General features: G+C 43.8%; 16 protein-coding genes. 10 read left to right on the forward strand and 6 right to left on the reverse strand.

Translation table 11 applies throughout. From position 1 onward, the window contains the following. Window positions 1-18 precede the first annotated feature (18 nt). Window positions 19-2,160, reverse strand: coding sequence for a M43 family zinc metalloprotease (locus ACO05P_RS14210; protein WP_421751828.1), 2,142 nt, complete (start codon window positions 2,158-2,160; stop codon window positions 19-21). A gap of 199 nt (window positions 2,161-2,359) precedes the next feature. Between ACO05P_RS14210 and rplM the strand changes: the two genes are divergently transcribed. The 6 genes from rplM to frr all read left to right on the forward strand — a co-directional run bounded on the left by rplM (window position 2,360) and on the right by frr (window position 6,458). Then, window positions 2,360-2,815 (forward strand): 50S ribosomal protein L13, encoded by a 456-nt coding sequence (gene rplM / locus ACO05P_RS14215; protein ID WP_210757256.1) that lies wholly within the window; start codon window positions 2,360-2,362, stop codon window positions 2,813-2,815. A gap of 9 nt (window positions 2,816-2,824) precedes the next feature. Beyond that, window positions 2,825-3,211 (forward strand): 30S ribosomal protein S9, encoded by a 387-nt coding sequence (gene rpsI / locus ACO05P_RS14220; protein WP_210757257.1) that lies wholly within the window; start codon window positions 2,825-2,827, stop codon window positions 3,209-3,211. 97 nt (window positions 3,212-3,308) lie between these two features. Further along, window positions 3,309-4,088, forward strand: coding sequence for a 30S ribosomal protein S2 (gene rpsB, locus ACO05P_RS14225; protein WP_421751830.1), 780 nt, complete (start codon window positions 3,309-3,311; stop codon window positions 4,086-4,088). A gap of 101 nt (window positions 4,089-4,189) precedes the next feature. Further along, window positions 4,190-5,014: a translation elongation factor Ts gene (tsf, locus tag ACO05P_RS14230; RefSeq protein WP_421751831.1), complete on the forward strand. Its 825-nt coding sequence runs from the start codon at window positions 4,190-4,192 to the stop codon at window positions 5,012-5,014. 167 nt (window positions 5,015-5,181) lie between these two features. Then, a complete protein-coding gene (gene pyrH / locus ACO05P_RS14235; RefSeq protein ID WP_421751833.1) occupies window positions 5,182-5,889 on the forward strand; it encodes a UMP kinase in 708 nt (235 codons plus the stop codon). Window positions 5,890-5,903: 14 nt separating this feature from the next. Then, the gene (gene frr / locus ACO05P_RS14240; RefSeq protein ID WP_421751835.1) at window positions 5,904-6,458 is read left to right on the forward strand and encodes a ribosome recycling factor; all 555 of its coding nucleotides are present in this window, start codon (window positions 5,904-5,906) and stop codon (window positions 6,456-6,458) included. Between the two features lie 50 nt (window positions 6,459-6,508). Here the strand turns inward: frr and rsmI are convergent, their stop codons facing one another. From rsmI to trmB, 3 genes are read right to left on the reverse strand one after another with little or no spacing between them, the layout of a single operon-like run. Then, window positions 6,509-7,183, reverse strand: coding sequence for a 16S rRNA (cytidine(1402)-2'-O)-methyltransferase (rsmI, locus tag ACO05P_RS14245; RefSeq protein WP_421751837.1), 675 nt, complete (start codon window positions 7,181-7,183; stop codon window positions 6,509-6,511). Window position 7,184: 1 nt separating this feature from the next. Continuing rightward, entirely contained in the window at window positions 7,185-7,520 is a 336-nt protein-coding gene (locus tag ACO05P_RS14250; protein ID WP_421751838.1) for an MGMT family protein, read from the reverse strand. Further along, window positions 7,513-8,187, reverse strand: coding sequence for a tRNA (guanosine(46)-N7)-methyltransferase TrmB (gene trmB / locus ACO05P_RS14255; RefSeq protein WP_421751840.1), 675 nt, complete (start codon window positions 8,185-8,187; stop codon window positions 7,513-7,515). Before trmB ends, ACO05P_RS14250 begins: the two co-directional genes overlap by 8 nt. A gap of 40 nt (window positions 8,188-8,227) precedes the next feature. On the opposite strand from trmB, the gene ACO05P_RS14260 reads away from it, so the two are divergent. Beyond that, window positions 8,228-9,259 carry a glycosyltransferase gene (locus tag ACO05P_RS14260; RefSeq protein ID WP_421751842.1) on the forward strand — a complete coding sequence of 344 codons (1,032 nt, stop codon included), beginning with the start codon at window positions 8,228-8,230 and terminating at the stop codon, window positions 9,257-9,259. Here ACO05P_RS14260 and ACO05P_RS14265 read toward each other — a convergent pair. After that, window positions 9,240-10,286 (reverse strand): sensor histidine kinase, encoded by a 1,047-nt coding sequence (locus tag ACO05P_RS14265; RefSeq protein WP_421751844.1) that lies wholly within the window; start codon window positions 10,284-10,286, stop codon window positions 9,240-9,242. The genes ACO05P_RS14260 and ACO05P_RS14265 overlap by 20 nt on opposite strands. Next, window positions 10,287-10,970 carry a response regulator transcription factor gene (locus ACO05P_RS14270; RefSeq protein ID WP_421751846.1) on the reverse strand — a complete coding sequence of 228 codons (684 nt, stop codon included), beginning with the start codon at window positions 10,968-10,970 and terminating at the stop codon, window positions 10,287-10,289. A gap of 281 nt (window positions 10,971-11,251) precedes the next feature. On the opposite strand from ACO05P_RS14270, the gene ACO05P_RS14275 reads away from it, so the two are divergent. The 3 genes from ACO05P_RS14275 to ACO05P_RS14285 all read left to right on the forward strand — a co-directional run bounded on the left by ACO05P_RS14275 (window position 11,252) and on the right by ACO05P_RS14285 (window position 19,178). Next, window positions 11,252-12,436: a hypothetical protein gene (locus ACO05P_RS14275; protein WP_421751848.1), complete on the forward strand. Its 1,185-nt coding sequence runs from the start codon at window positions 11,252-11,254 to the stop codon at window positions 12,434-12,436. Between the two features lie 76 nt (window positions 12,437-12,512). Continuing rightward, window positions 12,513-15,422 carry a TonB-dependent receptor domain-containing protein gene (locus tag ACO05P_RS14280; RefSeq protein ID WP_421751850.1) on the forward strand — a complete coding sequence of 970 codons (2,910 nt, stop codon included), beginning with the start codon at window positions 12,513-12,515 and terminating at the stop codon, window positions 15,420-15,422. A gap of 99 nt (window positions 15,423-15,521) precedes the next feature. Continuing rightward, complete coding sequence (locus ACO05P_RS14285; RefSeq protein ID WP_421751852.1) at window positions 15,522-19,178, forward strand: DUF5689 domain-containing protein; 3,657 nt, start codon at window positions 15,522-15,524, stop codon at window positions 19,176-19,178. The last annotated feature ends 47 nt before the right edge of the window (window positions 19,179-19,225 follow it).

The following is a 19,225-nucleotide window of genomic DNA, read 5'->3' on the forward strand; positions in this document are numbered from 1 at the left end:
GTTTTCAATATTCAAGGATTACTCAATAATGAGCTTGTCCTGAATTTGAGTGTTCTCACCTTTCAATTGAACCAGGTAGATCCCTGAATTCAAATCCAGATTCAGTTCTTGATCCAAAGATGGGCCTTCGCTGTGCAAGTCCATTTCGAATACGCTTTTACCACTCAGGTCGACAATACTTAATTGCAGATCACGATCTTGAAGGTCGCTTAAGCTGAGTTTTAATTGACCACGGCTGGGATTCGGGTAAATGGCCATGTCGGCAGCATTGTACTCTTCGATGCTTACATCGGTACCTTCGCCAAAGCGGATATTATCGATGTAGAAATTATTACCGCCGCCATTCTCAAATACAAATTTGATCAGGATAGGATTAGGCCCGATATAGGCATTAAAATTAATGGTTTCGGTAGCCCAATCACCTGCAGCGCTTGGTACAAAGTTTCCGGTGGTATTGGCAACGGTGCGTAAACGACCGCCATTATAAAAACGACGACGAATCCAGGTGTTGCCACAATCGCGGGAAACATAAACCTCTAACTGATCTTCATTATCATTGGCAGTAGCCGCAAAAGCGAAGTCAAAGAAAAGATTCAGATCATTACCATTGGCGGTATTAATCGCAGGTGAAATCAATTCGTCTAATTCACCTAAAGAATTGTTAGCACGAGGTAAGATCAGGGCCATATTCTGATGCGAGCCTCCATTGGTATAGGGCTGGAAGGTATTGCCATCACCACCGTCTACTGCGGTCATCACCTGAGGGATAGTTCCATTCTCAAAACTTTCTGTCCAGGTAGTGGTAAAGAAAGGATTGGCAGAATTCTTAACGTGAATGAAGTCGGTATAAGTAACATTGTCGGTGCCAGCGCTATTGCTTACCGTTAATGTTACGCTGTAAGTTCCGGGATTGGCATAAACCACGGTGGGGTTTTCCAAAGTACTGGTAGCTGGGGTTCCACCGGGAAAGGACCAGTTCCAAGAAGTAGGATCACCTTCTTCAGAAATGTCGTAGAACTGCACGGTATCATTAGTACAAACCACTTCTTTTTCGGCCTCTACCATCGCAATAGGAGTACAGGGAGGAGGATTGTTCAATCCGGTAAAAGTGTGGTTGGAAAGCGAAACAAGAGTACCACGGAGTGAGCTGCTGCTTAATACGGCATGCACTCGAGCTTTCTGATCTTCAGTAAACATGTTGGGGCAATCCGCATAGTCCATGTAGTTCTCAATTTGATCTACCAGATCAGGAGAATCGTTAGAGCAGCTGTTAATTCCGAAGTTACAACCAAAGTTACTTTGAGCCACCGGAGGGGTATCATCACAGTAATCACCTTGGGCGGCATTACCTAATAGACCCACTGGATTAGCGCCACCCATACCGGTACAAGAACCAGCAAAGGGATGGTGCAGGGCCAAATAGTGACCTACTTCATGCGTTAGGGTACGTCCACCGCTGTTATTGCCGGCCGCTGTACCGATGGTTCCCATTTGGTCGTGACGAAGAATTACTCCATCACCTGATACCTTATTGGTACGTGGGAAAAAGGAATACCCCAAAGTATAACCACCGGGATCTTGAGGGGTTGTATTAGATACATGACGCGTTACCCAGATGTTGAGATAGCGTTCCTGGTTCCACTTTACAATTTTGGCAGACTCCGTGCCACTTAAAGAGGTGTTGCTTTGGGTACGGGTAATACCATCGGTGCAATTTCCCTGAGGATCTTTTTTGGCGAGTTTAAACTCGATTTGCATATCCGAAGCCACGCCCTGGAAAATAGAACGAGTTTGGCTGGCATCGGCATTAAGGCGTTGGTAGTCTTCATTCAAAACACGAAGGCCATCTTCAATTTGACGAACCGAAATATTATCGGCTTGAGTAGCATAAACTACATGCACCACTACCGGAATAGTATATACAATGGTATTGGTACCTGCATTTTTCTGGAGCGCGTTCTCCAATTTGAAATTTTGAGCGATTTCGAAAATGCTCTGCTCCGCAGCTTTGATCTCTTCTAAAGTTTGTGGATCTTCTAAAGACTCTTGATAGAAATGATCAAATTCACATTTATCAGGGTTGTGGTTGTGGTCAGACTTGCTTTGAGCCGCTGCCAATATTGAGAAAGACAGGGCTGTGAGCAGAAATATTTGTTTCATTAAATGAAAATTTTTGGAAATCGGTGCACAAATATATACGCTTTGCAACGGGATTCGTTGGGTTCCGAAAATATTCAGGTAATTTTCAACGATTTATAGTTAATAAGGTTTGGCAGATTGATAATTATTGTTGTATTTTCGCAGCCCCTTTTTGGAGGGTTATGTGTTCGAAAGATAACGATTTAAATATTAGGTAGTTGTGAATACAATGAGTTACAAAACGGTATCGGCCAACAGCCAAACCGTTGATAAAAAATGGGTTCTGGTTGACGCTGAAGGGCAAACATTAGGTCGCTTGGCTTCCAGAATTGCCTTTTTACTGCGCGGAAAGCACAAGCCCAATTTTACTCCTCATGTAGATTGTGGTGACAATGTAATCGTGCTTAATGCCGATAAAGTTGTTTTGACCGGTCAAAAAGCTACCGAGAAGCAATACGTTCGTCACACTGAGTATCCTGGTGGACAGCGTTTCACTACTCCAGCCGAGTTGATGATGAAAAATCCTATCAAGGTGATCGAAAACGCGGTGAAAGGTATGTTGCCTAAAAATCGTTTGGGAAGCGAATTGTATCGTAACCTTCACGCCTTTGTTGGAACTGAGCATCCACACGAAGCTCAGAAGCCAGAAAAAATTGATATCAATACCATTAAATAACAAGGAAGAATGTCTGTGACTCACACTATCGGCCGAAGAAAGACTTCCGTAGCGCGCGTTTTCCTGCAAGAAGGAAAAGGTACGATCACCGTAAACAAGAAAGACTACAAGGATTATTTCGATACTCCTGCGCTCCACTACAAAGTTGAGCAAGCTTTCGCCATTACCGAAACTACTGGTCAGTATGATGTAAAAATCAATGTTGACGGAGGTGGTATCACCGGTCAGGCAGAAGCAGTACGTTTAGGTATTAGCCGCGCCTTATGTGAAATCAATCCTGATTTCCGTCCACAGTTAAAGCCTGATGGCTTATTAACTCGTGATCCACGTATGGTAGAGCGTAAGAAATTCGGTCAGAAGAAAGCGCGTAAGAAATTCCAATTCTCTAAGCGTTAAAAAATATTTGGGTTTAGTATCCAAATTCTTCGGGTGCCCTTTTTTAAAGGTGCCCACCGGAGAGTTGAATTAGTGAATGTAAACTATTAATTATCTCATGGCAGATCAATTTGTAAAAGAAATGCTGGACGCGGGTGTGCACTTCGGTCACCTAACCCGCAAATGGAATCCAAACATGGCTCCTTATATTTTCATGGAGCGTAATGGAATCCACATTATCGACTTGTATAAGACTCAAGCTAAATTGCAACACGCTGGCGAAGCGATTCAAAAGATTGCTGCAAGCGGACGTAAAGTTTTATACGTAGCTACCAAGAAGCAAGCGAAAGATATCATCGAGAAAAACGGTTCTGATGTAAATATGCCTTACATCACCGAGCGTTGGCCTGGAGGTATGCTTACCAACTTCGTTACCATCCGTAAAGCGATCAAAAAGATGCAAAACATCGATCGTATGAAAGAAGATGGTTCTTACGAGACTTTGAGTAAGCGTGAGCGTTTGCAAATCGACCGTCAACGTGCTAAGCTTGACAAGCAATTGGGATCCATTGCCGATATGACCCGTTTGCCTGGAGCTTTGTTCATCGTAGACATTACTAAAGAACACATTGCCGTTAAAGAGGCGCAAAAATTAGGTATTCCAACCTTTGCTATCGTAGATACCAACTCGGATCCTACCGAAGTGGACTTTGCGATCCCGGCGAATGACGATGCTACCAAGTCTATCGACATCATGGTAGGTAAATTCACCGAATACATCCGCGAAGGTTTGGCTGAGCGTTCAGCAGAGAAGAATAAGGCTAAAGACGCCAAACTTCAAAAAGCTGCCGCTAAAGCTGAAGGTTCTGAAGAAGAAACTTCTGAAGAGGAAGCTTAATTTCACCTAAGCATAACAAGGAATTAATTCTATGGAAGGGGTGAAAAGCGATTTTTATCCCTTTCTTATTTTTTAGACAATCAACTATAATATCTGATACAATGGCTAAAATCACCGCCGCTGAGGTAAACAAACTCAGAAAACAGACCGGAGCCGGAATGATGGATTGTAAAAAAGCCTTGGTTGAAGCCGAGGGCGATTTCGAACAAGCTATCGACATCCTGCGTAAGAAAGGTCAAAAGGTGGCCGCTAAACGTGCCGACCGTGAAGCTACAGAAGGTTGTGTATTGGCTGGCAGCAATAGCGATAACAGCTTTGGGGCAGTTTTAAGCTTAAACTGTGAAACTGACTTCGTAGCTAAGAACGACAGCTTCGTAGAGCTTACACAAAGCATCTTGAACCTGGCCTTAGAAAATAAATTTGCCGATAAAGACAGTCTTTTGGCTGCCAATATGGGCGATATGACTGTTGCCGAAAAATTGGTTGAACAAACTGGTGTGATCGGTGAGAAGTTGGAAATTGGTTCTTACGAAGTGGTGGAAGCTCCTTTCGTAGCCTCTTATATCCACGCTGGTAACAAATTAGCCACCTTGGTAGGTTTAAGTAAAGAATCTGCTGAAGCGGGTAAAAACGTGGCCATGCAAGCTGCGGCCATGAATCCTGTTGCTTTGGATCGTACCGGTGTTGATCAGGAAACTATCGACCGTGAGTTGGAAGTAGGTAAGGAATTAGCTCGCCAAGAAGGTAAGCCAGAAGCAATGTTGGAAAAAATCGCTGAAGGTCGCTTGAACAAATTCTACAAGGAAAATACCTTGGTAGAGCAAGCTTATATCCGCGACAATAAATTGAGCGTAGAGAAATACTTACAGTCTGAAGATAAAGACTTGAAGGCCGTTTCTTTCAAACGCGTAGGTTTAGGCGTATAAGCTTAAATCATTGATATTTTAAAAGCCGCCTCGCTTAATCCGAGGCGGCTTTTTTCGTTTAAGAAGCTTCCAAATAAGGCACATTTTTCTGCTAATAAACTCTAAAATTGCCGTGATCTTTTCGCTACTATCCTTGTATCTTTGCGGGAACTCCCAATTTTGACCGCATGAAATACAAACGCATACTTCTTAAATTAAGTGGTGAATCCCTTATGGGGGATCAGGAATACGGAATTAATGGCGATCGCCTGAAAGAGTATGCCACCGAAATAAAATCGGTTGTGGAATTAGGAGTGGAAGTGGCCATCGTTATTGGCGGCGGTAATATTTTCCGCGGATTAAAAGGAGCCAGCGAAGGCATGGACCGTACCCAGGCAGATCATATGGGCATGTTGGCTACCGTAATTAATGGCTTGGCTTTACAGAGCGCTCTGGAGGCAGAAGGCGTTAAAACCCGCTTGCAAAGCGCCATTGAAATGAATAAAGTGGCGGAACCCTATATCCGTCGTCGTGCTACACGTCACCTTGAAAAAGGCCGTGTGGTAATCTTCGGAGCCGGAACCGGTAACCCTTATTTTACTACCGATACAGCTGCTACTCTAAGAGCAATCGAGGTGGATGCGGATGTAATCCTGAAGGGAACCCGCGTTGATGGCATTTATACCGCCGATCCTGAGAAGGACCATAGCGCCGTGAAATACGAGTCTATTTCCTTCAAGGAAGTATATGAAAAGGGCTTAAATGTAATGGATATGACCGCCTTTACTTTGAGTAAAGAAAACGACCTGCCCATTATTGTTTTTGATATGAATAAAGAAGGCAATCTGCTCAATCTCCTCAAAGGGGAAAAAGTAGGTACCTTAGTAGCCAATTAATCCAAAGCTCCCAAATGGAAGATATTGATCTGATCATTAGCGAGGCAGGGGACAGTATGAAGAAATCCCTGCAGCACCTGGACAAGGAACTGTTGAAAATCCGCGCCGGTCGCGCTAACCCGGCTATGCTCGAAGGAGTAATGGTCGAATACTATGGCTCCATGAGCCCTTTATCACAGGTTTCGAATGTGTCTACTCCCGATGCCCGTACTTTATCCGTACAGCCCTGGGAAAAGGCTCTGATTCCGGAAATTGAGAAAGCCATTATGAACGCCAATCTGGGCTTTAATCCTCAAAATAATGGTGAAGTAGTAATCATTAATATTCCACCACTTACCGAGGATCGTCGTCGTGAATTGGTGAAACGCGCCAAAGCAGAAGGAGAAGAAGCTAAAGTTTCCATTCGCTCTGCTCGTAAGGATGCCAATGATATGCTTAAAGATCTGGATGGTATCTCAGAAGACCTGATAAAGGACGCTGAAGAAAGAGTTCAGGCTTTAACCAATAAGAATGTAACGAAGGTGGATTCCGCAATAGAAGTGAAAGAAGCCGAAATCATGAAAGTGTGATCCACTTTCTTTCAAGATATTGAAGGCCCCTCAATTGAGCGGGCCTTTTTTTATGCTTTTCCTCCTACGCAGAGTACGAGTTCGCCTTTCGGCGGATGCGACTCGCAAGAAGCGCTTAGCTCCGATAAGGTACCTCGTCGAGTTTCCTCAAATTTCTTAGATATTTCACGACTTAAACTGGCAGGACGTTCTTCCCCAAAGTGCTCCATCAGATCACGCAAGGTGCGCTGAATGCGATGAGGGCTCTCGTAAAAAATGATAGTACGCTCTTCCTCTGCGAGTTTCTTTAATCGAGTTTGACGTCCCTTTTTAGGCGGTAAAAAACCTTCGAAGCTAAAATTATGGGCAGGCAATCCACTTACCACCAGGGCGGGAATTAAGGCGGTGGCCCCCGGTAAACAGATTACCTCAATACCGGCTTGCAGTGCTTCACGTACCATTAAAAAGCCCGGATCAGATACGGCAGGCGTGCCGGCATCACTAATCAAAGCTACATTATGTCCCGCAAGAATCTGCTCTACATATTGTGCACTTTTCTGATGCTCATTATGCATGTGATTGGCCTTCATCGGGGTGCTGATCTCGAAATGGCGCAATAGTTTGGCACTGGTACGAGTATCCTCAGCTAAGATTAAATCCACTTCCTTAAGACATTGTATGGCTCTAAAGGTCATGTCATCAAGATTGCCAATAGGGGTAGGGACGATGTAGAGAATGCCAGCCATATTAAAAGTCATTAGGGTCCAGATGATCTGCCGGGTTCCAAAAGTACTGATCGAAATTCTGAACCCGATCATTTAAAACCGGTACGCCTTCGTTTTCGAGTAAATCTTGCATTAGGGTACTCCCTGGAAAATGATGTTTTCCACTCAGCATGCCCAGGCGATTTACCACCCGATGTGCAGGCACTCCTTGTTCATTAAAGCTATTGTTCATGGCATAACCGACCATTCTACTGCTGCGAGCAGCACCCAGGAATTTGGCAATAGCCCCATAGGAGCTCACCCTTCCTTCAGGGATATGGCGGCAAACGGCATAAACACGGCTGTAGAAATCACTCAAAGCTCCAACGGATATAGGTAATGGCTTTGCCTTCTTCGCGGAACAATTGTTCGTAATGAGTTTGCACCTCCTTTAAAACCGGTTCATTGTTGCGTGGGTCTTGCTTATCAATATTGTGATAAACCCGGTGAATAGGGAAGCCCATTAATTGTAACAAGCCAATGGTATAGCCATGTAAAAACTCACTATCGGTTTTTAGGTGTAGCAGGCCTTTGCTTTTAAGTATATATTGATAGCGCATCATAAAATTAGGATGCGTTAAGCGATGCTTTATGCGAGTATGCTTGATTTGAGGATCGGGGAAGGTGATCCAAATTTCTGACACTTCACCACCATCAAAGCAGTGGTCCAGAAGCTCAATTTGAGTGCGGAGGAAGGCAACATTTTTTAGTCCTGCTTCTTCCGCTTCTTTAGCTCCATACCAAATACGCGCTCCTTTAATATCTATCCCAATGTAGTTTACATTAGGATTGCGCTTAGCCAGAGCGACAGTGTACTCACCCTTGCCACATCCCAATTCTAGAACGATGGGATTATCATTGCCAAAAATACGCTGGCCCCAATTGCCCTGCAGGCTCAAACCTTCAAGCACTTGTTGGCGACTGGGTTCGATTACATGCCTCATTTTGGCATTCTCTTCGAAGCGTTCTAATTTTTTTCGTGCCATGCTGCAAAAGTAATTGATTGCCTTTTCAGAAATTGCGCCCATGAGCAGAAGGGTGCTATATGGGGTGTTAAATTGGGGTTTGGGCCATGCAAGCCGCAGTAGTGTTGTGATTCGAGCTTTAGAAGAAGCCGGTTTTGAGCCCCTTTTAGCCTCTGATGGAGTGGCAGGAGAATGGCTTCAGGAAGAATTTCCGCATCTCGAATACCGCGAATTACCGTCTTATGAAGTGCGCTATTCAAAAAGTTCGCGACAATGGCCCAGCTTAGTTTCGGGCTTGCCGCGTATTGCTAAAGCCGCTTCCGCCGAAAGGCGAATCCTGCGCATCTGGGCAGAAGAATTGAAACCAGCAGGAATTATTTCCGACAATCGTTTGGGCTTTTCCCATCCCGATTATCCTTCTGCCTATATCAGTCATCAGTTAAGCCCAAAGGCAGGTTCCTTAACCCGAATGGCGGCAGCGAGTCATCGTTCTTATTATCGTCAGTTTAGTGAGCTTTGGATACCTGATGATCAGAACCGAAGTTTGAGTGGCAGCCTCAGCACAGGCTTGGGCAAGAAGCGTTTTATCGGCCCCCTAAGTACCTTGGAGCGCCGACCTACCGATGGAAACAAGGTTTTGATCATACTAAGTGGGCCAGAGCCGCAGCGAAGTATTCTCGAGCGACGTTTATTTGAGCAGGCCGATGCACTTCCGGATTCCACTGTTTTGGTACGCGGAATTAATGGGGCTTGCCCGGATCGCTATCATCAGAAATTTAAAGTATATGATCGCTTGGGGCGGATGGACCTTTCTGCCTTAATAGCCCAAAGTACCTTGGTGATTAGCCGTAGCGGTTATAGCTCTTTGATGGACTATTATTATCTAGGTAAGCGCGCTTTATTGGTGCCCACACCCGGCCAAAGTGAACAGGAATATTTGGCGAAACGGCATGCTAAAAAGAAGGGCTATATGGCCGTTAAGCAAGATGATCTTTTATTATCAGCTCAATTAGAGCAAGCTCTGGCCTTGCCCTTTCCGGAGCCACAGGATTTTGCTCTACCGGAGGATTTGTTTAAGATTTTTTCAAAGTAAAGGAGAAGGTAGAGCCTTTGTTTTCGCTGCTTCGCACATTAATGGTTTGCTTGTGGGCTTCGATAATGTGTTTTACAATCGATAGGCCTAAACCGGTGCCACCGGCATCGCGGCTGCGGCTTTTATCTACCCGATAGAAGCGTTCGAATATTCGCGGTACATCTTCCGGAGGAATTCCAATACCATCGTCACTTACTTCGGTTAAGATATGTTTATCCATATCGAAGAAGCGCACTTCTATCTGACCATTTTCATTGCCGTATTTAATGGCATTTCCGATTAGGTTAATTAGAACCTGCTCAATTTTCGCACGGTCTGCCAAGACTTTTAAAGGGCGGTCCAATTCTTTTTTAATCTTAAACTGAACATGCTTTTTATGCGCTTTATCCTCCAGTAATTCGAAAACTCCCTCTACCAATTCCGTAAGGTCGAAGCTTTCGTAGTTGATTTGCACCCGATCCGATTCGAGGGCCGCAATTACTTCCAGATCCTCAATAATATTGATCATCCGATCCACCGACTTATTGGCTCGTTTTAAATAGCGTCGATTGATTTCCTGATCATCGATAGCTCCATCTAATAAGGTAAGGAGATAGCCCTGAATATTAAAGATGGGGGTTTTAAGCTCATGGGAGATATTACCTATAAACTCGCGGCGGAAATTTTCTCTTTCACGGAGTTCGGCAATTTCGTTACGGTTTTGGGTGGCCCACTCCGAAACTTCTTTGGTTACCCGGTCTAAATCGGTAGATCGCGCCAGCTCTTCTTCTTCGGTTTCGGAACCGATTTTAAGCTCGTGGATATTCTTATAGATGATTTTAACCTTGCTGTAGACAAATTGCTCTACCCCCAGTCGGATCATAAAATAAGCCAAAACAAAGAGGGATAGGCCCAATAACCAGGGCAGGTAAGTAGGGCCGCCTTCAAAGCCATAGCTCGCCTGTAAAGCCGAAAAGGCAGTCAGAACAGCTATACCCAGGATCAGGGCAATGATAAAAGCTAATATGCCGGGTTTATCCAATCGCAATTAAGCCTCGAATTTATAACCTACTCCTTTTACGGTTTTAATCAGCTTATCGCCAATTTTCTCACGTAGTTTACGGATATGTACATCGATGGTACGACCACCAACCACAACTTCATTACCCCAAATTTTATCCAGGATTTCATCGCGATGAAAAACTTTGCCGGGACGGGAAACCAAGAGACTCAATAATTCGAATTCCTTGCGGGGGAGATCCAGCTTCTTACCTTTTAAACTAACCTGGTATTTATCAAGGTCTATGCTTAGGTTGCCAAACTGCTGTATGGATTCGTTTTGTACGGATTGTCCATAACGGCGTAATAAGGCCTTAATACGACTGATAAGTACTTTGGGTTTAATAGGCTTGGTAATGTAGTCATCCGCTCCGGCGTCGAAACCGGCTACTTGCGAATAGTCTTCTCCACGAGCGGTTAGAAAGGCAATTAAGGTGCCCTCCAGCCCGGGAGTCTTGCGAATTTGATCGCAGGTTTCAATACCATCCATGCCGGGCATCATAACATCCAGCAGGATCAGGTGTGGGCTTTCTTTTTTCGCTTTCTTTAATCCCGTTTCTCCATCGGAGGCGGTGATTACTTTAAAGTCTTCTTTAATCAGATTGTAACTTACGAACTCCAAGATATCGGGTTCGTCATCGACCAGTAAAATGGTATAATCGCTGTTATTCATTGGATCAGCATTGAAAATCGGGTGTAAAAATAGCGATTAAGCCAAGGGGGATTCACCGCTTAACAATTCGTTAATTTAAAAAGGAAAGTCTTAATCTTAAACTAATGTGTTTAACTAATTGAATTTCATATACTTGGAAATTCATCTTCTTAACATTGGAGATTCTTTCGAATCCTAAAGTTCCTTAAAGCTCGCTTAACTTCAACTTAACAAGGTGCTTGTTCCTTTGCCGCCAACAAATAACAAGTATTTCTCCGATGAAAAAATTTAAGTTTTTCGCAATGGCTGCTTTCGCAGCAATCGCTCTTACTTCTTGTGAGGACGATAGCACTGATACTAACAATAATGGCGGAAGCGGTTCTACTGAAGTAGTTCCTGTTTCTGGAACTATCACCAGCGATGTTACCTGGTCTAAAGATAAGATCTACCGCTTAGACGGTCGTGTATTAGTTGCCGGTAATGCTACTTTAACCATCGATGCTGGTACTATTATCAAAGCTTCTCCTGGTTCAGGTGCTTTCGCTTCTGCTTTAATCGTTACTCGTGATGGTATGATCAACGCTCAAGGTACTGCTACCGAGCCTATCATCTTCACTACTCTTGCTGACGACATTAAGCCAGGTCAAATTGCTTCTCCAAACATGGACCCAACTAACAACGGTCTTTGGGGTGGTGTGATCATCTTAGGTGAAGCTAAAATTTCTGCTTCTAACGATAATGGTGATGACGTATCTGAATTACAAATCGAAGGTATTCCTACTTCTGTAGATGCTATCTACGGTGGAAGCAACGACGCTGACAACAGTGGTACTTTCTCTTACGTATCTATCCGTCACGGTGGTGCTAACATCGGTGATGGTAACGAAATCAACGGTCTTACCATGGGTGGTGTTGGTTCAGGAACTACTATCGATCACATCGAAATCGTAGCTAACCAAGACGACGGTATCGAGTGGTTCGGTGGCGCTGTAAGCTTAAACAACGTTTTAATCTGGAACTGTGGTGATGACGGTTTGGATACTGACCAAGACTGGATCGGTACTTGCGAAGATTTCATTATCGTTTCTCCTGACGGATCGGCTTTCGAATTAGACGGACCTGAAGGTTCTTTGAACCGTGGTACTCACCAATTCAACAACGGTACCGTATATGCTGGTTCTGCTATCTCTGATTTAGTAGACTGGGATGATAATACCAATGCTGGTGTATCTAATGTATACTTCTACGGATGGAGCACTGGTTACATGGACGGTATTTCTTCTTTCGCTGGTGATGGAACTGGAAACAATGCTAACTGGGAGTACACTCTTACTTCAGGTGGTATGCCAGTTGACAGTGTATTCAAAGGTGCTGATATGTCTATCCTTTCTGAGGTAGCCAAGAACGCTAATACTGTTGGTCACACTGGTAGCTTCGGTTATACCTGGGCTTCTCAATCCGGTTCTTTATCTGCTATTGGATTGTAATTTCTAGCTAAATAATACTTAGGAAAGGCTTGCCTTATAGAGGGCAGGCTTTTCCCATTTTTTTACACCCTATTCAATGAAAAGCTTCAAGTCTACATTAGCCCTGGCCTTTCTCTGTTTCCCAATCTTGTTATTTGCTCAAAAAGGAACCATTCGGGGACAGGTTATCGATGGTGAAAACGGGGAGCCTCTTTTTGCGGCCAATGCCGTAATTAAAGGAACTCAAATTGGTACCACTACCGATTTTGACGGTTATTATGAGCTTCAGGCAGATCCAGGAACTTATCAATTAGAGATTAGTTTCATTGGTATGTCGAGCTTGGTGGTTACCGATATAGTTGTAAAAGCAGGTGAAGTAACCGTGGTAGAAGCGGTTACCCTCGAGCCTGCCAGCAACCAATTAGCCGAGGTGGTAGTTACCTCCGAAGCCGTTCGTAATTCCGAAGCCGCCCTGGTAACGGTAAAGCGAAAGTCAACTAACTTAATTGATGGTGTTTCTGCCGCTAAACTCCGTAAAACCGGAGATAGCGATGCAGGAGATGCTGCTAAACGTGTTACCGGTGTTTCGGTAGAAGGCGGTAAATACGTTTATGTTCGCGGTTTGGGAGACCGTTATACCAAAACTATGTTGAACGGTGTGGATATTCCAGGTTTGGACCCGGATAAAAACTCCATTCAGATCGACATTTTCCCCACTAATTTGATTTCTAACCTTACCGTGCTAAAAAGTGGATTGGCCGAATTGCCAGCCGACTTTACCGGTGGTGTAGTTAATATCGAAACTCAGGAATTTCCTACCGATCGCATTTTAGATGTTTCGGTTGGCGTGGGCTTTAATCCTGCGATGCACTTTAATTCAGATTACATTAGCTACGAAGGCGGTTCTACCGACTTTTTAGGTTTTGATGACGGTACCCGTGCGATTCCACGTGCAGATGGTAGTGGACCGCTTCCTTTCTTTGATGATGAAGAAGCTGTAGATTTCAATAAAAACTTCAGCCGCACCTTAGGCGCCGAGCAAAACACCAGTTTTACCGATTACAGTTTAGGCATTTCCATGGGGAATCAATACAGCCTCGAAAGCGGAAATAAATTGGGCTATATCTTCTCTTTAACCTACGATAATTCACGGGTGTTTTACGATGATATCGAATATGGTGAGTGGCAGCGCGATCGTGATCCGGAAGATTACCAGTTAATTGAGGCAACTACCCAGAAAGGTAAACTGGCAGAGCAAAATGTGCTTTTAGGCGGTTTGGCCGGATTTACGTACAAGACTTTAATGTCTAAGTACAAATTCACCGCAATGCACTTGCAAAATGGAACCTCCCGTTCCGCTCAATTGAGTATTGATGCTAAGGATGGTGCGGCTCAAGTTTCAGATTATTATGCTTTTTCAAATAACCTGGAATACAACCAACGCGGTTTAACCAACTTGTTATTAGCGGGTGAGCACTATTTGGACGGTGGTGATTGGGAAATTAACTGGAAGGTATCTCCAACCCTTTCTTCATTAGCGGATCCGGATATTCGTAAAACAGCATTCTCCATAGATCGTGGTGATTCAACTTTTGATCCCGGTGAAGGGGGCTTACCTAGTCGAATCTGGCGTTCCTTAAGTGAGGTAAACCTCGTAAGTAAGGTGGATGTGATTCGCGCTCATACCCTAATGGGGGATGATGCGAAATTCAAATTCGGAATGAGCCACGTATTTAAGTACCGTGATTATTCGATCTACCGCTACAATTTGAATGAGCGGACTTCTAATCAAACCGGTTCTATTCAGTTTTCCGGAGATCCTAATGCGGTACTTACTGATCCTAATTTATATCAGTATAATAGTAATGTAGGTCAGTATTTGGGTCTTTATTATAACCCTGAATTGCTGGATGGTCAAACCAACCCGAATGAGTATCAATCGAATGTAAACAACTTCGGTTTTTACGCTTCAGAAGAATTTAAACCCTTAGAATCTTTAAAGGCGGTAATTGGTTTAAGAGCAGAATTATTCCAGCAACGTCATACCGGTCGTGATCAAGTAGCGGCTCAAAACCCGAATGATCCAACTGGAAATACCTTGAACAATGATGTGGTATTGGACGCTTTGGATTTATTCCCATCCGCTAACTTGATCTATGCCCTTAATGACAATATGAACTTAAGAGCTTCTTACTATCGCTCCATTGCTCGTCCTTCTTTTAAGGAATTGTCTTTTGCCCAGATTTTGGATCCGGTATCCAACCGTACTTTCAATGGTGGTTTATTCCAATATAATGATTGGAATGGCCAATTGGAATCTACTCGTATCAATAACTTCGATTTACGTTTAGAGCGTTTCTTGGATGGTGCCGATATAATTTCGATCAGCGCTTTCTATAAAGCTTTCGACTCACCAATCGAATTGGTTCGTATTCCGGTAGCCTTACGCGACTTCCAACCACGAAATGTAGGTAATGGTACCTTGATTGGTGCTGAATTCGAATTGCGTAAGAATTTATCTTTCATCAGAGAGAGCCTTAAAAACATCGCTTTCTCGGGTAACTTTACCTATACCTACTCTCGTATTGATATGACCGATGCAGAGTTCAATGCCCGTAAGACCTATGAAAAAGTAGGGCAAACCATTGAGCGCACCCGCCAAATGGCCGGTCAGGCACCTTATATCATTAATGCTGGGTTTAGCTACGATAATACCGATAAAGGCATAAGCGCTGGTGTATTTTATAATGTGAAAGGTCGTACGCTTGAGATTGTGGGGGGTAACCTTGCACCTGATGTATACACGGAGCCATTCCATAGCCTGAATCTAACTTTCAATAAAACATTCGGAGAAGAAGGTCGCTCTTCTTTGAATATTAAGGTTTCTAACCTATTGAATGATGTTCGCGAGAGTTTGTATCAGGCTTATGATGCCAACGCTCAGGTCTTCAATCGTTTGCAGCCCGGAACAGCCTTTAGTATCGGTTATACTTACAGCTTTTATTAATACCTTTCGGCAGACTTACCGAATTAAAAATTTGATAATCTTCGGCGAAGGAAGGATCTTGAAAAAAGACCTTCCTTTGCTTGTCTTAAATCCCTTACTATGAAGCGAAAATTATCGGTATTTATGGCTACTGTAGCCGCCTTGATGATTTCTCATCCAGGTCATACCCAAGCAACCGCAGCCTCTACTCAGGCCGGTTCAATGCCAACTTCCAACGCGGCGGGAATAGCGTCTGTAGGAGTACCGGCATACACTATTTCTCAGATCAATACTTTAGATGCTAACTTCTTTCCCGACTCAAATGGGGTAAACTGCTCTATCGACGGAGTGGTGTTTACCGATGATTTTGATGGAAATACCGGTTACTCTTTCTATGTATATGACAATACCGGCGCCATTAACATTTACCGTGGTTCAGATGAGCCAAACGGATATCAAGTAAGCCGTGGTGATTCAATCCGCGTATTCGGTGATGTAGATTTTTACAATGGCCTTACCGAAATCAATGTTGATTCTATCCAGGTTTTAGGAACCGCTACCATTCGCGCTCCCCGCTTGGTAACTGCACTGGATGAAAGCACCGAAAGTGACTTAGTGCAATTAAACGGATATTATTTGGTTTCTGCTTCACAATGGCCTTCATCAGGAAACAATGCCAACGTAAGCATTACTAATGGAACCGATACTTACACTTTACGGGTGAACCGTGATACTGATCTTGATGAGAACCCTGCTCCAATGGGAACCTTCAATGTTATCGGTGTTGGTGGACAGTATGATAGCAGCTCACCTTATGATAATGGTTATCAGATCCATCCTCGTGATATTACCGATATCATGGTATTGCCTACCATTATTAACGGTGTTCCTTTATATCAGGTTTCTCAAATCAACGGTCTTGATGCCAACGGTGCTGCCGATTCATTAAACGTTAACTGTGCCATTGACGGGGTAGTTTATACTGATGATTTCGATGGTAATGCAGGATACTCCTTCTTTATGTATGATAATAGCGGCGGTATCAATGTTTTTGATTTTGTTGATGAGCCCAATGGTTATCAAGTAAGCCGTGGAGATTCGATTCGCGTATTCGGAGATATCGATCAGTTTAATGGATTATTGGAAATCGCAGTAGATTCTATTCAGGTATTAGGTACCGGAATCAGCTTAAATGCTCCAATGAATGTGCCCGTAGCTAATGAGTCTACAGAAGGAAATTTGATCCGTTTAAATGGATACAGCTTGATTACTCCTTCACAATGGCCTACTGCGGGTAACAGCGCTAGTGTAGATATCACGAATGGAGTAGATACAGTAATTATGCGTATCGATAGCGATACTGATATTGACGGAACAATGGCTCCTACTGGTCCCTTTGATGTGATTGGTGCCAGCGGACAGTATGATAGCAGCTCTCCATTTGATGAGGGATATCAAATCTTACCTCGCGATTCTACCGACATTATTCCTGCTGTAGTAGCTGTTCCTTGTAGCGCTCCTTTCTTTAGTGAGTATATCGAGGGTTCTTCTAATAATAAAGGCTTTGAGGTGTATAATCCCACTGCCGGAAACTTAGACCTGGGTCCTTATAAAGTATATATGAGTTCCAATGGTGGTTCTGCTCTGGCTGAGTTCAACTTAATGGGAACTTTAGCCTCAGGCGATGTTTATACCATTGTAAATAGTTTAGCAGATCCAACCATGTTGGCGATTGCTGATACCGCTTTATCTTACCCAAGTGTGGCCCACTTTAATGGTGATGATGCCTTATTCCTGGTAGATACTGTAATGGGAGACACCATCGATATAATTGGTGTTATCGGAGTTGATCCCGGTTCTAACTGGCCTGTAGGAAGCGGTTCTACGGCTAACAATACTTTAGTACGTATGGCCACTGTAAGCAATGGTCAAACTAATTGGGCGATTGGAGCTACCGAGTGGGATGTGCATCCTAGCAATACCTTTAGTTTCTTCGGTAACCATAGCAGCAACTGTGTGGTTCCTGCGGTTCCCACCGTTGAGTTTGCCATGCCTACTCAAAGTGCCATCGAAAGCATTGGTACTACTTACCTTACTTTAAATGTTGCTCCAACCAACAGCACTGCCGATACGGTATACTTACAATTCACTCCAGGTGCTGGCTTAGGATTTAGCGATGGTACCATTAGCCCCGCTCCCGATCCTGTAACCGGTTTATTAGACTTGGTTGTGCCTGCTGGTTCCGATTCAGTATCAATCACCTTTAACGTAATTGACGACTTGATTACTGAAGGTAATGAGACTTTATATGTAGATATCATCGGTGTTAGTGCCGGTTTAGTTGCAGGTGTTCAAACCAGCACTTCCTTCATTATCGAAGACAATGATATTCCTACTTATACCATTGGACAGGTAAGAGGTGTAGATGCCGACTTTATTCCCGATTCATTAGGGGTAACTTGTAAATTGGTAGGTACGGTATTTACCGATGACTTTGATGGAAACAATGGTTATAGCTTCTATATGTACGATGCTACCGGAGCGATCAACGTATTCAACTTTGATGATGTAGCCAGTGGATATCAAGTACAACGTGGTGATTCTATCCGCGCCATTGGTACCATTTTATTCTACAATGGCTTAACCGAAATTCAGGTAGACTCTATCGCATTAATCGCGAGTGGTGTTACTTTACGTCAACCTCGTCAGGTTTACGGATTGGATGAAGGAACCGAAAGTGACTACATCCGTTTGAACGGTTACTACTTAGTAGATCCTAGCACCTGGCCTGTATTTGCAGGTAGCAGCGTGAACATGGAAATCACCAATGGACAAGATACCCTGGTAATGCGTATTGATAGCGATACCGACATTGATGGTACCCAGCCTCCAATGGGATACTTTGATGTGATCGGTGCCGGTGGTCAGTTCGACTCAAGCATTCCTCACGATGAAGGTTACCAAATTTTCCCTCGCGATACCAATGACATTATTCCAATTACTTTACCTGAATTGTACATCAGCGAAGTAATGCCTAGCAGCAGCTTAAGTGCTCCTGTTGATGGGGATTGGTTCGAAGTACGTAACATGGGTACTAGCTCTGTTAACCTGAACGGCTTTAGCTGGGATGATGACAGCCGCGAAGCCGGTAAGCATACCATTACTAGCAGCGTACAGATTCCGGCTAATGGAACAGCTCTTTTCGTAGAAGTTGCTGATGCTGATGTAGCTGCCTGGGAAACGGAGTGGAAACAAAATGGTCAAGGCTTATTAATCCTAAATGAAGGAGATGAGTTTGATAATGGCTTCTCTGGCTTTAGCTCTAATGGCGATGAAGTAAACCTTTATGATGATGCCGGTCGTTTGATTTCTGCGGCTGCATATACAGGAGCCGACGTAACTGCTGGTTTCAGCCTTGAGTTCGATATGATGGGTGCTCTTGTAGGTGCCTCTGTAGATGGCGTAAATGGTGCTTATACCTCTATCAATGGTGATGTAGGTAGCCCTGGTGATCAGTCTCCAATTGGTTTGGATGAGATCTTAAGTGAAAGCTTAACCTTATATCCAAATCCAAGTAATGGCGTGTTCACTATTGCTTCAGGAAACACTCAGGAAAAATCAATTCAGATCATGGATTTGAATGGTGCCCTGATTTACAGCAAGCTAAGCACTGACAAAGAATTGCAAGTGGATTTAACTAACTTGGCGGCCGGAATTTACCTGGTGAAGGTGAAAACCGAAGATCAAGAAGTGATCCGCAAAATGGTTCTACGCTAGTATTAGATTAAAATAGAATTAGCTGAAGGACCCTCGCCAAGCGGGGG

Origin of the sequence: Croceimicrobium sp. (genome assembly GCF_965228705.1) — a bacterium.
In the GTDB taxonomy this organism is placed as follows: domain Bacteria; phylum Bacteroidota; class Bacteroidia; order Flavobacteriales; family Schleiferiaceae; genus Croceimicrobium.

What these genes read in the sequence shown, in the direction of transcription:
- ACO05P_RS14210 (WP_421751828.1), bottom strand. Translation starts at nt 2,160, where the DNA reads ATGAAACAAATATTTCTGCTCACAGCCCTGTCTTTCTCAATATTGGCA.
- rpsI (WP_210757257.1), top strand. Translation starts at nt 2,825, where the DNA reads ATGTCTGTGACTCACACTATCGGCCGAAGAAAGACTTCCGTAGCGCGC.
- rpsB (WP_421751830.1), top strand. Translation starts at nt 3,309, where the DNA reads ATGGCAGATCAATTTGTAAAAGAAATGCTGGACGCGGGTGTGCACTTC.
- tsf (WP_421751831.1), top strand. Translation starts at nt 4,190, where the DNA reads ATGGCTAAAATCACCGCCGCTGAGGTAAACAAACTCAGAAAACAGACC.
- pyrH (WP_421751833.1), top strand. Translation starts at nt 5,182, where the DNA reads ATGAAATACAAACGCATACTTCTTAAATTAAGTGGTGAATCCCTTATG.
- frr (WP_421751835.1), top strand. Translation starts at nt 5,904, where the DNA reads ATGGAAGATATTGATCTGATCATTAGCGAGGCAGGGGACAGTATGAAG.
- rsmI (WP_421751837.1), bottom strand. Translation starts at nt 7,183, where the DNA reads ATGGCTGGCATTCTCTACATCGTCCCTACCCCTATTGGCAATCTTGAT.
- trmB (WP_421751840.1), bottom strand. Translation starts at nt 8,187, where the DNA reads ATGGCACGAAAAAAATTAGAACGCTTCGAAGAGAATGCCAAAATGAGG.
- ACO05P_RS14260 (WP_421751842.1), top strand. Translation starts at nt 8,228, where the DNA reads ATGAGCAGAAGGGTGCTATATGGGGTGTTAAATTGGGGTTTGGGCCAT.
- ACO05P_RS14270 (WP_421751846.1), bottom strand. Translation starts at nt 10,970, where the DNA reads ATGAATAACAGCGATTATACCATTTTACTGGTCGATGACGAACCCGAT.
- ACO05P_RS14275 (WP_421751848.1), top strand. Translation starts at nt 11,252, where the DNA reads ATGGCTGCTTTCGCAGCAATCGCTCTTACTTCTTGTGAGGACGATAGC.
- ACO05P_RS14280 (WP_421751850.1), top strand. Translation starts at nt 12,513, where the DNA reads ATGAAAAGCTTCAAGTCTACATTAGCCCTGGCCTTTCTCTGTTTCCCA.
- ACO05P_RS14285 (WP_421751852.1), top strand. Translation starts at nt 15,522, where the DNA reads ATGAAGCGAAAATTATCGGTATTTATGGCTACTGTAGCCGCCTTGATG.